At 45.6% G+C, this 15,773-nt stretch carries 9 protein-coding genes; 7 read left to right on the plus strand and 2 right to left on the minus strand.

Going from position 1 to position 15,773, the window contains the following annotated elements; all coding sequences use genetic code 11:
• Positions 1-24: 24 nt before the first annotated feature.
• From ACSSU7_RS00200 to ACSSU7_RS00225, 6 genes are all read left to right on the plus strand, one after another.
• Positions 25-4,527, plus strand: a complete 4,503-nt coding sequence (locus tag ACSSU7_RS00200) for a response regulator (RefSeq protein ID WP_492516753.1) — start codon at positions 25-27, stop codon at positions 4,525-4,527.
• Positions 4,528-4,579: 52 nt separating this feature from the next.
• On the plus strand, positions 4,580-6,769 hold the full coding sequence (locus tag ACSSU7_RS00205) for a PAS domain S-box protein (protein ID WP_492516754.1): 2,190 nt from the start codon (positions 4,580-4,582) through the stop codon (positions 6,767-6,769).
• Complete coding sequence (locus ACSSU7_RS00210) at positions 6,762-7,133, plus strand: hypothetical protein (protein WP_492516755.1); 372 nt, start codon at positions 6,762-6,764, stop codon at positions 7,131-7,133. Before ACSSU7_RS00205 ends, ACSSU7_RS00210 begins: the two co-directional genes overlap by 8 nt.
• A gap of 2 nt (positions 7,134-7,135) precedes the next feature.
• The gene (locus tag ACSSU7_RS00215; protein WP_492516756.1) at positions 7,136-8,305 is read left to right on the plus strand and encodes a response regulator; all 1,170 of its coding nucleotides are present in this window, start codon (positions 7,136-7,138) and stop codon (positions 8,303-8,305) included.
• Between the two features lie 25 nt (positions 8,306-8,330).
• Positions 8,331-9,920, plus strand: coding sequence for an ATP-binding response regulator (locus ACSSU7_RS00220; protein WP_492516757.1), 1,590 nt, complete (start codon positions 8,331-8,333; stop codon positions 9,918-9,920).
• A 558-nt stretch (positions 9,921-10,478) separates the two neighbouring features.
• Positions 10,479-13,097 carry a methyl-accepting chemotaxis protein gene (locus tag ACSSU7_RS00225; protein WP_492516758.1) on the plus strand — a complete coding sequence of 873 codons (2,619 nt, stop codon included), beginning with the start codon at positions 10,479-10,481 and terminating at the stop codon, positions 13,095-13,097.
• 288 nt (positions 13,098-13,385) lie between these two features.
• Here the strand turns inward: ACSSU7_RS00225 and ACSSU7_RS00230 are convergent, their stop codons facing one another.
• Together ACSSU7_RS00230 and ACSSU7_RS00235 are read right to left on the minus strand one after the other, a co-directional pair.
• Positions 13,386-14,078, minus strand: a complete 693-nt coding sequence (locus ACSSU7_RS00230) for an SDR family oxidoreductase (RefSeq protein WP_492516759.1) — start codon at positions 14,076-14,078, stop codon at positions 13,386-13,388.
• Positions 14,079-14,224: 146 nt separating this feature from the next.
• Complete coding sequence (locus tag ACSSU7_RS00235) at positions 14,225-15,130, minus strand: LysR family transcriptional regulator (RefSeq protein ID WP_492516760.1); 906 nt, start codon at positions 15,128-15,130, stop codon at positions 14,225-14,227.
• Positions 15,131-15,303: 173 nt separating this feature from the next.
• Here ACSSU7_RS00235 and ACSSU7_RS00240 point away from each other — a divergent pair, with 173 nt between their 5' ends.
• The gene (locus tag ACSSU7_RS00240) at positions 15,304-15,762 is read left to right on the plus strand and encodes a (2Fe-2S)-binding protein (protein ID WP_492516761.1); all 459 of its coding nucleotides are present in this window, start codon (positions 15,304-15,306) and stop codon (positions 15,760-15,762) included.
• Positions 15,763-15,773: the final 11 nt, after the last annotated feature.

A 15,773-nucleotide genomic window follows, 5' to 3' on the forward strand; every position in this document is an offset into this window, starting at 1 on the left:
AGTATAAGAGATGCAGGAGTCAGAATGAAAAAAATCTATAATATCCTTCAGAGTAAGACCGTGTCGCAACGCATGTTTTACTTTGCGGCCATCGCTATTCTTGGCACTCTCATTGTAGGTGGGTCCACTTTCCCACAGTTGAATCGGATGCAGGAGATTCAACAGGACTTTTTTGTGCACCCACATGTCACGACGAATACAGCCCGTGATATGAAGTTCACGTTGATGTATATGCGCCGTTTGACCCGTGATGCAATTTTTGAAACAGACCCGGTCCAACGAGAGGTTGCAATTGCAAGCCTCGATACTCATCATAAAAAGTTTTTCGATGATATTGCTATCATCAGGAAGTCCTTTCTTGGCGACCCGCAACTAATCACGAAGCTAGAAAACGAGTATAAGAATCAGATCGCTTACACCAACGAAACCATCGCAACTTTGAGGGATGGTATTCAGAGCGACGGGCTAATTAATAGTGTAAGTCAAAGTGCTGCTTGGGAGCGATGCAAAGACAGCAACCCGAAAAATCCTAGTCCATTAGTAGCCGAACGTCTCGACAATATTTTTAATATTGCGTCTGGAAACGCTGTCAGGATGAACCAAGAGTCACTCTCGATTTACGAGAGTGAGGTTTGGAAAGCCGCTTATTTTCTAGTGGTCGGTGTGGCAGCACTGCTCCTTGCTGCAATTGCAATCACTCGATCAATTACCCGCCCGCTTGACGCCTTACGAGTCGGCATTGTCAATTTGTCTGAAGGTAGGCTGAACGAAACCATCCCCTATCAGGATCAACAAAACGAATTAGGTGAGATTAGCCGAGGGGTTGCCGTGTTGCAGGGTGTTTATCGCAACATGGAATCGCAAAGCTGGGTCAAAACTCATGTGACAGAAATATCGACCAAGTTACAGCAGGCGAAAAATTTCACTGAGCTTGCGCAAGACTTCCTCTCACGAGTTGCTCCATTGGTGAATGCTGGCCATGCGGTTTTTTATATCTTGGACCAATCAGGTAATCGCCTACGATTACTTGCCAGTTATGGCTATGGTCAGCGTAAGCAACTTAGCCAATACTTTATGATTGGTGAAGGTCTGGTTGGTCAGTGTGCGTTCGAAAAAACGCCCATCACACTAAGCAATCCACCGCAGGACTATATACAAATTAGCTCTGGCTTAGGTGAGGCTGTACCAAAATGTATTGAAGTAATGCCCATCATGCACACAGATAAATTGCTCGGAGTATTAGAAGTTGCTTCGTTTGAGCTTTTTGATCAGCAAGCCAATGCATTGCTAGAGCAAATGATGCCAATGCTAGCAATGAACATGGAAATTCTAGAGCGTACAGTGAGTACTCAGCATCTTTTAGAAGAGACGCAGCAGCAGGCTAGACGTATGGAAATGCAGGCTGCGCAACTGGAAGAGCAGTCTGTTGAGATGGAAGCGCAACAGGCAGAACTCATGCAGACCGAGGCTTGGTTCCGCAGTATTCTGGAGTCTGCGCCTGACGGCATGCTGGTTGTCGATGAAAACGGCGTCATTATTCTGTGTAATCCACAAGTCGAAAATATCTTTGGCTACGAGCACGGCGAACTCATGGGACGGAGCGTTGATAATCTTGTGCCGATGAGTGTTCGTGGTGGGCATTCGGCCAATCGAGCAAAATTCATGGCAGAAGATGGCACTCGGGCAATGGGTGTAGGACTGAATCTGCGAGGCGTTCGTAAGGATGCTAGCGAGTTTCCGGTCGAGGTCGGTTTAAGCCGTCTGCCTAACCTTGGCGGCAGAGGTGCTTGCGTTTGTGCATCGATACGTGACGTCACCGAGCGTATTTATGCGCAGGAAAAGTTGGCGCTTGCCAATTTCCTTAATGATCAGGCGATGGATCTTACCAATGCAGGCTACTGGCACATTCCACTCGACAACGCCGATGGGTATTACAACTCATCCGAACGCGCTTCGAAGATTTATGGCGATCCGCCACGTTCAGACTGGCGCTATCATGTGATGGAGGAGTGGTTTGCAAACGTTGAGGCTGGGGATAAAGAAGCAGCAGCGGTCACACTGACCAACTTTCAAGCGGCAGTTGAAGGCACAATTCCCAGATATGATGCAACCTATGCCTATAAACGCCCGATTGATGGCAACGTCGTTTGGATTCATGCCATGGGCCACATTGTTCGCGACGCCAGTGGCAAACCCAAGGATATGTATGGCGTGACCGTAGATGTCACCGCAAGCAAACTCGCTGAACAAGAACTGCAAAAAGCAAAAGAAATGGCAGAGGACGCTACCAAGATGAAATCGGACTTCCTCGCCAACATGAGCCATGAAATCCGCACCCCGATGAATGCAATTATCGGCATGTCGCACCTGGTACTGAAAACCGACATGACGGCACGGCAGCGCGATTACGTCAAAAAAATCCAAGGTTCTGGCCAGCACCTTCTTGGCATTATCAACGACATCCTGGACTTCTCCAAGATTGAGGCGGGCAAGCTCGCCATAGAGAGCGCAGACTTTGAGATGGACAAGGTGCTAGACAACGTCGCCAACCTGATCTCAGAAAAAACCAGCGCCAAGGGGCTGGAGCTGGTATTCGACATCGACCAGACGGTACCCAAGCATCTCAACGGAGACTCGTTACGTCTGGGACAAATTCTCATCAACTATGCCAATAACGCAGTTAAGTTTACCGAAGAAGGTGAGGTCGTCATCAGCGCTAAAGTGCTGGAAGAAAACGAAAACGATGTACTGCTACATTTTGGTGTGCGCGATACTGGCATCGGTCTTACCGAAGAACAGCGGAGCCGATTGTTTCAGTCATTTCAGCAAGCAGATAGCTCGACTAGTCGAAAATACGGCGGCACTGGTTTAGGCTTAGCCATTTCAAAACAGCTCGCTAACCTGATGCACGGCGACGTTGGGGTAGAGAGTGAGTTTGGTAAGGGCAGTACCTTCTGGTTTACTGCAAGGCTGGGCAAAACCGCTGGCCATGTCAAAAATCTGATCCCTAACCCGGATCTTCGAGGTCGCCATGTGCTGGTAGTAGACGACAACGAAATGGCGCGTAACGTGCTGGAAGATATGTTGACCAGCATGTCATTTAAGGTTGACCAAGTGCCCGGAGGCAGCGAAGCACTAGCTGCAGTGGAGATGGCAGCAAAAGCAGGTAATCCTTATGAAATCGTTTTTCTCGATTGGCGTATGCCGGGCATGGATGGTATTGAAACGGCCAAGGCTATTCGCATGCTTCCACTGGACACGATTCCGCATCTCGTGATGGTGACTGCTTACGGCCGTGAGGAAGTGATGAAAGAGGCAGAGAATGCAGGACTAGAAGATGTGCTGATCAAACCAGTGAACTCTTCCCAGTTGTTCGACACTGCTATGCGGATGTTAGGAGGGCAAGTTGAGGAAGCGCGTATTAGCGAGCGTGACGTGTCAAGCATCATGGATGACTTGGCCGTAATTAATGGCGCCTCCATCTTGGTAGCAGAAGATAACGAACTTAACCAGGAAGTTGCGATGGGCCTGCTGGAGGATGCCGGTTTTGCAGTAGATATAGCGAACAACGGCGTGGAAGCCGTGGATATGGTGGGCAAGAAAGTCTACGACATCGTGCTGATGGATATGCAGATGCCACTAATGGACGGTGTGACTGCCACGTTGGAAATCAAAAAAGATGGGCGATTCAAAGATCTTCCTATCGTCGCTATGACAGCGAATGCTATGCAGCAGGATAAGGAAAGGTGCATTGAGGCCGGTATGGTGGATCATGTCGCCAAACCGATCGACCCTGACGAATTGTTCCATGCTCTGCTCAAGTGGATTAAGCCCCACCACATCGCGACGGAAACTGGCGTATCAGTAAACTCACAAAAACAGGTAGTAGCGCCGAAACACGATGCTACTGTAGCGGCGACTTTGCCAGTGATTGATGGCCTCGACGTGGAACTCGGCATGCGCCGCGTGCTTAGCAAGGTGCCGCTTTATTTGAGCATGCTGCGTAAATATATTACCAACCAGGAAAATACCACCATTGAACTACGGACCGCGCTGGATGCGGAAGACCGTACTACGGCCGAGCGTATTGCACACTCCGCAAAAGGAGTTAGCGGTAATATCGGCGCATCTGGACTGCAGGCAATGGCCGCTGAGATAGAGGAAATGGTTAGAAATGGCGTCGCACGTGATGCCATTGAGGCTAAAATCGTGCCGTTTGCACAGGCGCAGTCCACAATGATCGCGGCCCTTAAAGCCGCAGTTCCTCCGGATCAAATCAGCACAACCACTCTGACAGCGTTTGATGCCTCTAAGGCAACGGAGGTCATGAGTCAGCTTTGCAGCCTGCTTGCTGAGGACGACAGCGAAGCCAGCGATGTGCTCGACGATAATCTCGACCTGCTGAACCATCTACTGGGTCAGGATAGGTTCTCGAGAGTGGATCAGGCCATCAAGCAGTTCGATTTCGAGAAAGCACTTGGTTTACTGAAAGACAGTGCGGCATTGCTCGATAGTCCTGCGGCCTGATGACTGACTGCACGTGTAAATTGATACTTATGATTGACTCTAGGGAACCATCATGCAATTAGGCTTACGTGGTAAGGCATTATTGTTTCTGTTTGCGACAGGGCTAGCCATGGGTGGAATCTCGCTAGCGGTAGTCACATCCTTGCAGCGAGATGTTACCCACGAGCTAACGAGTTATGCCGCTGAACGTTATGTGCAATATCACAAGGAAAGAACCTTGGGTGGTATTCAGGGGGATCTGGCTCTTGCCAAAAAGATGGCAGACACACCTGTCCTCCGTCGCTGGGTGAGAAAAGCCGATGCATCAAATGCTGTCGAGCCAGCATTCGAAGAGTTGCATAGCTGGGTGAACCAATTTTCTACGCACGCGGCATTCGTGGCATCAAAACCTGCATCTGCCTTCTACTTTGTCGACACTAAGTCGCTCGCTAATATTGATAAGTCGACATTCAAGCCCACTTACCTGCTCAATGAGGGGGATAAGGACGATGTGTGGTTTTTCAACACGCTGAGTCAGCAGGAACCCTACAACTTCAACGTGGATTACAGTGCTAAGTTGCACGTCACCAAACTGTGGATCAATGTTGTTATGAAGGATAGTGGGGGAGCAATCGGTGTTGTCGGGACCGGCATTGACATAACCCAATTCATTAACGAGTTTGTCAAAACTAGGGAACGGGGCATCAACGGTATGTTCATCAATGACGAGGGGGCGATTCAAGGACACGCCGACGCATCGCTGATTGCCTTGAACGCGCCGGTGTCTTCCGAACAGGAAAAATCTACTATCTGGAAACTGTTGCCCAACGAACAGGAGCGCCAAGCGCTACGCAAGGCCATGGCATCTCTGAAGCAAGGGCAGCGCGACTCAGTTGCGTTGACCTTGACGCTGGATAACCAGCCACGAGCCGCCGCTGTTGCCTATTTACCACCCCTGAAGTGGTACACCATCGCCACGTTGGACAGCTCCGCCGTGATTGGTTTAGAGCATTGGATTTCATTCATGGGCATATTTGCCATCGCACTACTGATTGGCGGTGTGGTCATATTTCTCGGTGGCAATCGAGAAGTCATCCTGCCATTGCAGAGAATTGCAGAAGCTACACGCCGGGTTGCGGCGCGAGATTATACAGTTCGTCTGCCGAAAGACCGTGACGATGAAATTGGTGAAGTTGCAGCTGCCTTTAATCAGATGACAGCCTCGCTCGCTGACTCGCAACACCAGATCGACGCCAATGCCGCACAGACAGCTAGTGCCTTGCAACGTGCTGAATCCTTCGAGGAATTGGCGCAAGTTCTGTTTACGCAAACTGCCTCACCCCTCCATCTAGGGCAAGGTGCGCTATATCGGCTGAGCGAAGACAAGACTAGGCTGATATTATGTGGCTCATATGCCCGCATGCGATCACAGCAGAAGACCGAGTTCCCACTTGGCGAAGGGCTTGCTGGGCAATGCGCATTGGATAGCACTCCGATTACTATCAACAATCCACCGGCTGACTACCTGAAAGTTGTCTCTGGTCTAGGAACAGCGTCACCCGTCAGTGTCATGCTGCTGCCGATTGTGAATAATGACTTTTTGCTTGGTGTTCTGGAGTTGGCACTTATGAAGCCCTTGGATGATGGGGGCACAAAGCTACTTGGAAACCTGGTACCCATGCTATGGCTAAATATGACCATCTTGGAGCGCAACTACCAGACAAAGAGATTGCTTAAAGAAACACAGGATCAAGCCAGTAGGATGGAGTCTCAGGGGGCACTCCTTGAGGAGCAATCTGTCGAGATGGAAGCTAAGCATGCAGAGCTCCTGCAGACTGAGGCTTGGTTTCGCAGTATCCTAGAGTCAACCCCGGATGGTCTGCTGGTCGTCGATGAGCATGGTGTCATTATTCTTTGCAACCCAAGAGTCGAAGATACTTTTGATTATGAGCATGGAGAGTTGATAGGTCAAAATATTGATACGCTGGTGCCAGAGAGATTTCGTGCAGAAATCTCTGCAAACAGGGCAGCGCTCATGTTAGAACAGGGTGTGCGGCAAATGGGTGCAGGTCTTGGTCTATATGGTGCTCGCAAGGGTGGTAGTGAGTTCCAGATTGAAGTGAACCTCAGCCGACTACCGGAATTGAGTGGTAGAGGGGTTTGTGCGTGCGCTTCGATACGGGATGTAACTGAACGCAGCCAAGCCGAAGCTAAACCGGCAAGCACTAAAAGAGCAACTAAGGGACAAAAGCTCAATGGATAAAGGCAATGAAATGGTGAAAGTTACCTTGAACACGGCCGTCACATTCTTAAGCTGTGGTGCATGTCTTTTAGGGTTCAACCGTGTTTATGCAGAGGCTTTCGCCGTTAGTCGTGAGGGTTGCATTGAAAAAGGTGCCTTTCATCCGAGTTATCTTTCAGAAGCTGACTGCATTAACTATCAATTGGAAGATGAGCACGTTATTGCAGAGACCATATCATTACAGCGTAAAATGCAGGTGCCGTATGACGATGGGGGGGTGCACGACCCCCTTTACTATGTATCCTGGTTTCGTTCTGCTGATGGCAGTCTTGGCGGATTGGTTGGTACTTTTATTGAAATTTCAACGTATAAGGAAAAACAGTGACCATGAACAATCTATTGGATTTTACAGATAAAGCTACGATTCTTGTGGTAGATGACACACCAGACAACCTTACATTGATGAGTGGCTTACTTAAAGATACTTATAAAGTCAAAGTCTGCCACAGTGGTGAGCGCGCTCTAAAAATTGCACAGTCTGAGACACCGCCAGACTTGATTCTGCTGGATATCATGATGCCTGAAATGGATGGGTATGAGGTGTGTAAGCGTTTGAAGCTTGATCCAAATACCCGTGATATTCCTGTTATTTTCTTGACAGCGAAAACAGAAATAGATGATGAGACACATGGGTTGGAGTTGGGAGCAGTCGACTATATTACAAAGCCAATTAGCCCACCAATCGTCATGGCGCGCGTTAAAACACACCTTGAAATGAAAGGTGTACAAGATTTTCTAAAAGATAAAAATAGCTATCTTGAGGCTGAGGTGATGAGGAGAACGGCAGAGGTGACTGCGATTCAGGATGTAACTATTCATGCAATGGCATCTTTAGCAGAAACTAGAGATAGTGACACTGGTAACCATATTCGACGTACACAGCATTATGTGAAATTGCTGGCTGAGAAGCTAAGATTTAATCCACGTTTCTCTCACTTTCTTAACGATGACAAAAACATAGAGTTGCTGTTCAAATCTGCTCCATTACATGATATTGGTAAAGTTGGGATTCCAGACCGCATTTTGCTTAAACCTGGTCGTTTTGAGCCTTTTGAATTTGAAATCATGAAAACGCATACCACGCTTGGACGCGATGCTATCCAACAGGCTGAAAATGAGCTTGGTATCGAAATGCCATTTCTGAAGTTAGCAAAAGAAATTGCCTATTATCATCAAGAAAAATGGGATGGTACGGGATATCCTGAAGGGTTGTCTGGGGATGATATACCAATTTCCGCTCGCCTTATGGCTGTGGCAGATGTGTATGATGCGTTGATTAGTCGACGTGTTTATAAGGCTGGCATGCCACACGAGAAAGCCGTTCAGATTATTAGTGAAGGTAAAGCAACGCATTTTGATCCGGATATGGTCGATGCATTTATTGAATTGCAAGATGAATTCAAACTGATTGCAGCTACCTACGCCGACTCTGACGAAGATATGGATAAGAAGGCAGAGTATATGAATATATCGGTAGCCGAAATAATTAATCTTTAAAATCTAATTTACCGAAAGTAACACTATGCCAATAACAAACAAGACAATTATCTTGGTGGTGGATGATTTTGAATCCATGCGGAAGGTGACTAGCAATCAACTTCAAGCAATAGGCGCAAATTCCAAGAATATTCTGCAGGCAAAAGATGGCGCAGAGGCTTTGCGAGTATTGAGAAGTCATCCGGTTGATATTGTACTATCTGATTGGAATATGCCGGTCATGACTGGCCTTGATTTGCTAATTGCTGTGCGGGCTGATGCTAAGCTGAGCCACATGCCGTTAGTGATGGTTACGGCAGAGGCGGAACGGTCACGTGTTGAGCAAGCCATTGCTAATGGTGTAAGCGGACTTTTGGTGAAACCCTATTCGCCGGTAGCATTGGCTGACCGTGTTAATAAAGCTTTGTCTTGGCGACCAAGAAAGATTAACTCAGTTGAAGCTACAGTTGAACATGCTATAGAGCCAAGTGCTTCTTTTCAATCAAAAGAGGCTACACGTCCTACTATATTGGTTGTTGACGATACGCCAGATAACTTGCATCTTATGTCTCAATTGTTTAAAGATGAATACCGTGTGCGTATTGCTCACAATGGTGAGAAAGCACTTGAGATTTGCACATCGAACTCTCCTCCAGACTTGGTGTTGTTGGACATTATGATGCCTGATATTGATGGGTTTGAGGTGGCAAAACGTATGCGGGAGCACCCTAACTCAGAAACAATTCCGGTCATTTTTGTTACAGCCATGACAGATCAGGATGCTAGATTGAAAGGTTTGGAGTTGGGTGCTGTAGACTTTGTAACAAAACCAATTGACCCGACAGTGCTTATACCGCGTGTACGCAATTTTATTCGGTTTGTGAACCTACGTAAGCAGCTACAAGCTGATTATGATGACATGCTGGAAATGGCAAAATTGAAAGACGATGTGGATCACATCACACGCCATGATTTAAAAGGTCCGTTAGCTGGTGTTATTGGAATGGTTCAAGCGATGGCAGACGATGGGTCGACAAATCGTAAACAATTCGAACAGCTTAAACTTGTAGAAGAAACGGCGCTGCAAGTACTTAATATGATCAACCTCTCTTCGGAGCTTTTTAAAATTGAAACTGGCCGATTCAAACTTGATGCTCAGCCAGTGAAAATAGGTGATATTCTGCGTCGCATTGTTGAGGTTTCACGTACCACATACAATGAAAAACACTTGACGGTATCGGTAGATACTGACGTCGCAGCAGTGGGTGACGAACCACTACAATCTATTGGTGATGCAATGCTTTGCTACTCATTGTTTCAGAACTTAATTAAAAACTCCTGTGAAGCAGCACCAGAAAAAACACGAGTTGTTGTCACACTGGTTGATGAGAACCCCATCTTAATTAAAATCCAAAATAAGGGCACAGTGCCCGGCGCAATTCGCGAACGTTTCTTTGAAAAGTATGTGACGCAAGGGAAGTCTGGGGGTACGGGCTTAGGAACTTACTCAGCTAGATTACTCGCAGAGGCTCAAAATGGGCAGATAGCATTAGATGTATCTGACGAGGAAAATACGACTACAATTACCGTCAGCTTGCCTAGATTGATGGAAGTGGATGCAAAAAAGACGACTTAATCATATGGTGTGAATAGCTCTAGCGGATAGATGACTGTCGGTTTTGAGGGGTGGGTTTAGCTGTCATTAAGTTAATTAAAGCGAACGTCTCGATTAGGCCGACTGCTGAAACTTGAAAACATAAATTATAGCGATGACCATCAATGTGTGGGAAGTCTAATAGAACTCGATGTTGAGTTCGTGGTTGAGGGTGTAAATGACTTTAATATCAGAGAGTAGTTGGTCTTTGTTCTCTGATATTAAAAGTCGAAAGATTCGGCGTTAACGACATAGCCGTTCTTTAAAGTTAGGAGTGTCCGAAGATTTTTTGTGCCGCTCTAAGTATGTCATTTCAGATGATACCTATGTCAGGTTTCATCTCCAGCCAAAGATTGAAATATTAAATTTTTATGACAGTGTCGTATTTAATTAATATATGTCTGATTTAACCGATAATCCCATTACGCTATTCATAATGAAGTTTTGATTAATCATGTGAATGATTCTACGCGCTATTAAACTGGTGTTGGTAAGAATCAATGTCAGGCAAATTTAAAGTGTTTATGCAAAGGGTATGTGATGGTTTCATTCTTTATGAACTTAAGTGTTAGGTCTCGGTTGGGGGTGAGTTATCTAATCATTATTGGTTTGTCAGTAGTGATTTCAATACTCTCTTACCAAGGTTTCACTAGGGTGCAGTCCACATGGTCTGATTTTGAATCTATCACATTGCAAAAGCGGGCCTATATCGAAGAGGCATCCAATGCGCTGGGTAACGGTGTACATTATTTTAAAAACTATGTACTTCGAGGTGGTGACTACTCTCAAAAGTTTACCCAAAATATGGAGGCTATTAATGAGTCCGTTCAAGAGTACAAAGCGTTAGGTCATTTAAGTAATGAAGAGCTTAGTCACTTAAATGATATTTTGAACGGTGCTGTTGCGTACCAAGAGGCGCTGAATAAGGCGGTATTGCTTAAAGAAGAGGGTAAATCCATTGTTGAAATTGATTCCTCAATAAAAGGCGCTGATAAACCCTTGGGTTTAGCATTAAAAGCGTTAATGAAGCTCAATAATGAAAGCACCGTAGCTTCCTCAGTTGCACTTTCGAATATTGTGAAAAGTACTATTAATGAAATTGGCATCATTGCATTATTGGCAGTGGTAATAGGTATTGCAACCGCGTTTTTTATTACCTATTCAATCACAGAGCCTTTGAGGAAAGCGTTGAAGATTTCTCAGAGTATTGCAAAGGGAGATTTGGATTCAACGGTTGATCACTTTTATAAAGACGAAACAGGACGGTTGCTTACAGAAATGCAGCATATGAGTGGTGTAATACAGGCAATCGTGAATGAGCTCAACGAAATGTCTAAAAAACACGATGAAGGTGAGATTGACCATGTGCTTAAGGTAGAAAAGTTTGAAGGGTCATTCAATACTTTGGTCATTGGGATTAACTCAATGGTGCATGGTCATATTGATATGAATAAAAAGGCCTTGGCAGTTGTAAAAGCGTTTGGTGAGGGCAATTTTAATGCGCCGCTGGAAGATTTTCCCGGTAAAAAAGTATTCATCAATCATACTGTTGAGCAAGTAAGGGCTAACTTAAAGAGCCTAATTGTGGATGTAAACTTGCTATCCCAATCCACTTTAGCAGGAAACCTGCACACGCGGGCTGATATAACAGCGCATCAAGGAGATTTTCGTAAAATTGTGGAAGGGTTTAACGCTACGCTTGATGCAGTGGTGGGCCCGATTAGTATTGCGGCGGAATACGTTAAACACTTCGCAGATGGAGATATCCCAGAATTAATCACTGAAAACTTTAACGGTGATTTTAATGTGCTGAAAGACAACTTAAACGCTTGTGTAACGGCATTAAAGGCGCTGGTAAACGATGCTCAGCGATTGGCGAATGCTGCTGCCGAGGGGCAGTTGTCTGTGCGAGCGGATACATCTCAACATTGGGGTGATTATAAGAAGATTGTTGAGGGTGTTAACAATACTTTAGATTCAGTAATCAGCCCCTTAAATGTAGCAGCTCAATGCATGGAAAGTATTGCTCTTGGGGATATTCCCCAGCCGATAAGTGCTCAATATCAGGGCGACTTCATTACTATCAAGAACAACCTTAATACTTGTATTCATGCGATTAATCTGTTGGTTAAAGATACAGGTGCGTTAGCTGATGCCGCAAAAAGTGGGCGAATATATCAACGTGCGGATGTAAATGTGCATCAAGGAGATTTCCGTAAAATCGTTGAGGGTATCAATCAAACGCTAGCGTTAATTACCGAGCCTATTATTACGATCAAAGAAGCGGCAGAGACGATCAATACGGCGGCTCAGGAAATTGCTTCTGGCAATAACTCGTTGTCACAACGCACTGAGGAGCAGGCATCTTCGTTGGAGGAAACTGCGTCCAGCATGGAAGAGTTAGCCTCTACTGTGAAGCAAAACGCGGCGAATGCAAAACAAGCAAACCAGCTTGCATCTGCAGCCTCTATGATTGCAGTTAAAGGTGGTGAGGTTGTAAAAGAGGTGATTGATAGCATGAGTGCTATTAACTATAGTGCTAAGAAAATTGAAGATATTATTTCAGTGATTGATGGCATTGCATTTCAAACAAATATTCTTGCATTGAATGCGGCGGTAGAAGCGGCAAGAGCTGGTGAGCAGGGCCGTGGTTTCGCGGTCGTAGCGGCCGAAGTTAGGAATTTGGCACAGCGCTCCGCAGGTGCCGCCAAGGAAATTAAGGGCTTAATTGCTGACTCGGTGATGAAAACGTCCGAAGGTAGCAAGCAAGTGGAATCGGCAGCGAATACTATGGATGAGATCGTGACGTCTGTAAAACGCGTGTCAGATATTATTAGTGAAATTAGTGCTGCGTCACAAGAGCAAAGCTCTGGCATTGACCAAGTGAATGCGGCTATCACCAGCATGGATGAAACAACTCAGCAAAATGCTGCTTTGGTGGAAGAAGCAGCCGCGGCCGCAGAGTCATTAATGGAGCAGGCTCATCAAATGGTTGAAGCGGTTAATGGGTTCAAAACCTCAGCTAAAGAGCTTAATCAACCTAAAGTAATGGCAATGTCTCCATTTGTTTCTCAACCAAAACACATTCCGTCCATGAGGGCACTAAGCTCCCGAGTGAATAAGGTTGAAACTAAAGATGGAGAGTGGGAGGCATTTTAACGGTGTATGTTAAATAGACGCTTACTCTGAAAGCTATACCTGCCATTTTTAAAGCTGGTCGCTAATGAAGTTAATATCTCTATGATTTACATAAGTAACTCTAAAGAGGTGATTTTGCAAATCACCAATAACATGTTGGTATTTATGGTGAAAAATCATTAACTAAATGTTTATGATAGGCTAACCGCAGTTTTTAGTTTTAATTGGCAGATAAAAGACTATTAGATGCATCTAAAATTAAAGTTGTCGGTATTTTTTACATTACTCTGCTGTAAGTGTAGGAATTGTTTACCAGCGAATGGCTTGTCCATCATAGGCAATAAAGCGGCCAGTTGTGGCTAGGTTTAAATGGTCTATGACACGCCGCATGCCGGTAACACTTGTTTTTGTGTCAATCAGCGCATTGCTGCCACCCATGTCAGTTTGCACCCAGCCAGGATGTAATGTAACGACCGAGACCCCTAGCGGCTCTAGGTCGATTGATAGGCTTTTCATCACCATATTGGCAGCCGCTTTGGAGCTTCGGTAAATATAGCTGCCACCACTGGTGTTGTCGTCTATGCTGCCCATTTTGCTGGTGAGCGTGGCAGTTTTTTTAAGACGGCTTTTTGCAATATGTGGGGTAAAGGCGGTGGTGATTTTATATGGGGAGATGCTATTCACGGTGAATGCGTCTAGCCAATCATCGGTATTGATGTGAGTGGTGCTGCTATCAGGATAAATGCCTGCGTTATTAATCAACACGTCTATTTTTAAATCTTTTAGCTGTAGTGCCAATGCGTCAATTTGTGCAAAATCCGCGACATCTAATGGCAATATTTGAATGTTGCTATGTATTTTTGCTAATGCTTGCAAGGCAGCATGCTGTGGTGCACGGCAGCATGCCAATACCTGCCAGCCATCTTGTGCATATTGCTTGGCAAATTCCAGGCCTAAGCCGCGGTTGGCGCCTGTGATTAATACTTGGTAATTTTCTGACATCAACGACTCCTAAATGCTAAGTAGTATGCGCAACATTTTTTAAATGGGCTTACTAGATTTTAAACAGTATGGGTGTTTTGTCTTTCACCAGCGCACTTAGTTCATTGCGCAGTTAGGCAGTATGTATTAATCAATCATTTATGTGCTTAGCCGAATTTCATCTCACTCAGTGTTTTTGCCAGGTAGTCAAACAGTACACGAACGCGTTCTGCAACTGGGCCTCGTTGAGGGCGATAAACATAAATACCCCAAGGGGCGGGTGTTTGATTCTCTAGTACAGGGACAAGTTGCCCAGTTTTGATATATTGCTCACATATAATATTAGGGAGCTGACCAAAGCCAATTCCAGCGAGCACTGCCGCCAACTCTGCTTCGATGTCATCTGCAATGAACGCTGGTGCGCTGGGGTAGCAGTCTGGCTCATCTGCAAAAGACCAGGGCCACATTCTGCCGGTATTTTGGTCAATAAATCCTGTGTACGGCATTGCACACAGGTCATTCACTTGTTTAGGCTCGCCAGTTTTTGCAATGAGTGCAGGCGCTCCAACAATTTGAAATTTAATTTCATTTACACGCCTTGCCACGTTCCGATTGTTGCTAAAGAAACCTACACGCACTCCAATATCCATTTGATCAGCCACCACATTGTCAATCAGGTCGGAGAACCTTAGGTCAAGCTGAATGTTTGGATGGTCTTTTGAGAACTCAATGAGAGCCGGTAGTAAATATAGGCGTCCCAATGTACTTGGCATGGTAATTTTGACTGAACCAGCGATCGCCTGCGGCGTTTGTGCGTGTTGGTGGAGCTGGAATAACGCATCCACTTGCTCAATCACGCCCTCACTTTTGAGCGCCATTTGCTTACCAAATTCGGTAATGGTAGTGTTACGTGTGCTTCTATAAAACAATGGTTCACCTAGGCGCTCTTCAAGTTCTTTAATTGCCCGGGTGACGGATTGCGGTGAGATGCCCAGCCTGATTGAGGCTTCTTTAAAGTTGGAGGATTCTGCTACGGCTTGAAATATGCGTAGCATTTCTAATTGATTTTGCATGACTCGTACTATCCATAATCTGGAATTATCAATTCCAGATTATTCCATATAATGATAGCTAACAGTATGCGATAGTGCTATTTTTGCATAAATTGTTATTAGTGTTAAAACGGTAGTTTCTGCATCAGTTTATAAAAATCAATATTAAAACAACAGATTAGAGGGTGACCATCATGATTACTTTGAATGTCAATGGTAAAGAGCAGCAGTTGGATGTATCTGATGATATGCCGATTTTATGGGCATTAAGAGATGTGATGCATCTTACCGGTACCAAGTTTGGCTGTGGTATGGCGCAATGTGGGGCATGTACTGTGCATGTTGATGGGCAACCTACCCGCGCATGTATTACGCCAGTTTCTGCAGCGGTTGGTAAAAAAATCGTGACGATTGAAGACGTGCAGAATGATAAAGTGGGCCAAGCGGTGCAGGCTGCGTGGAGTGAAATTGATGTGGTGCAGTGTGGTTACTGTCAATCTGGCCAAATTATGGCAGCGACAGCTTTGCTCACTACGAATCAAGCACCTACCGATGCTGATATTGATGCGGCAATGAGCGGAAATATCTGTCGTTGCGGTACTTATCCGCGTATCCGTGCAGCGATCCATGCTGCTGCCACTAAGCTAGCTTAAGGAGCCATCAC

The organism is Methylotenera sp. E1MeOHC1 (assembly GCF_058745595.1).

What these genes read in the sequence shown, in the direction of transcription:
- ACSSU7_RS00240 (WP_492516761.1), top strand. Translation starts at nt 15,304, where the DNA reads ATGATTACTTTGAATGTCAATGGTAAAGAGCAGCAGTTGGATGTATCT.
- ACSSU7_RS00200 (WP_492516753.1), top strand. Translation starts at nt 25, where the DNA reads ATGAAAAAAATCTATAATATCCTTCAGAGTAAGACCGTGTCGCAACGC.
- ACSSU7_RS00205 (WP_492516754.1), top strand. Translation starts at nt 4,580, where the DNA reads ATGCAATTAGGCTTACGTGGTAAGGCATTATTGTTTCTGTTTGCGACA.
- ACSSU7_RS00225 (WP_492516758.1), top strand. Translation starts at nt 10,479, where the DNA reads ATGGTTTCATTCTTTATGAACTTAAGTGTTAGGTCTCGGTTGGGGGTG.
- ACSSU7_RS00215 (WP_492516756.1), top strand. Translation starts at nt 7,136, where the DNA reads ATGAACAATCTATTGGATTTTACAGATAAAGCTACGATTCTTGTGGTA.
- ACSSU7_RS00220 (WP_492516757.1), top strand. Translation starts at nt 8,331, where the DNA reads ATGCCAATAACAAACAAGACAATTATCTTGGTGGTGGATGATTTTGAA.
- ACSSU7_RS00230 (WP_492516759.1), bottom strand. Translation starts at nt 14,078, where the DNA reads ATGTCAGAAAATTACCAAGTATTAATCACAGGCGCCAACCGCGGCTTA.
- ACSSU7_RS00235 (WP_492516760.1), bottom strand. Translation starts at nt 15,130, where the DNA reads ATGCAAAATCAATTAGAAATGCTACGCATATTTCAAGCCGTAGCAGAA.
- ACSSU7_RS00210 (WP_492516755.1), top strand. Translation starts at nt 6,762, where the DNA reads ATGGATAAAGGCAATGAAATGGTGAAAGTTACCTTGAACACGGCCGTC.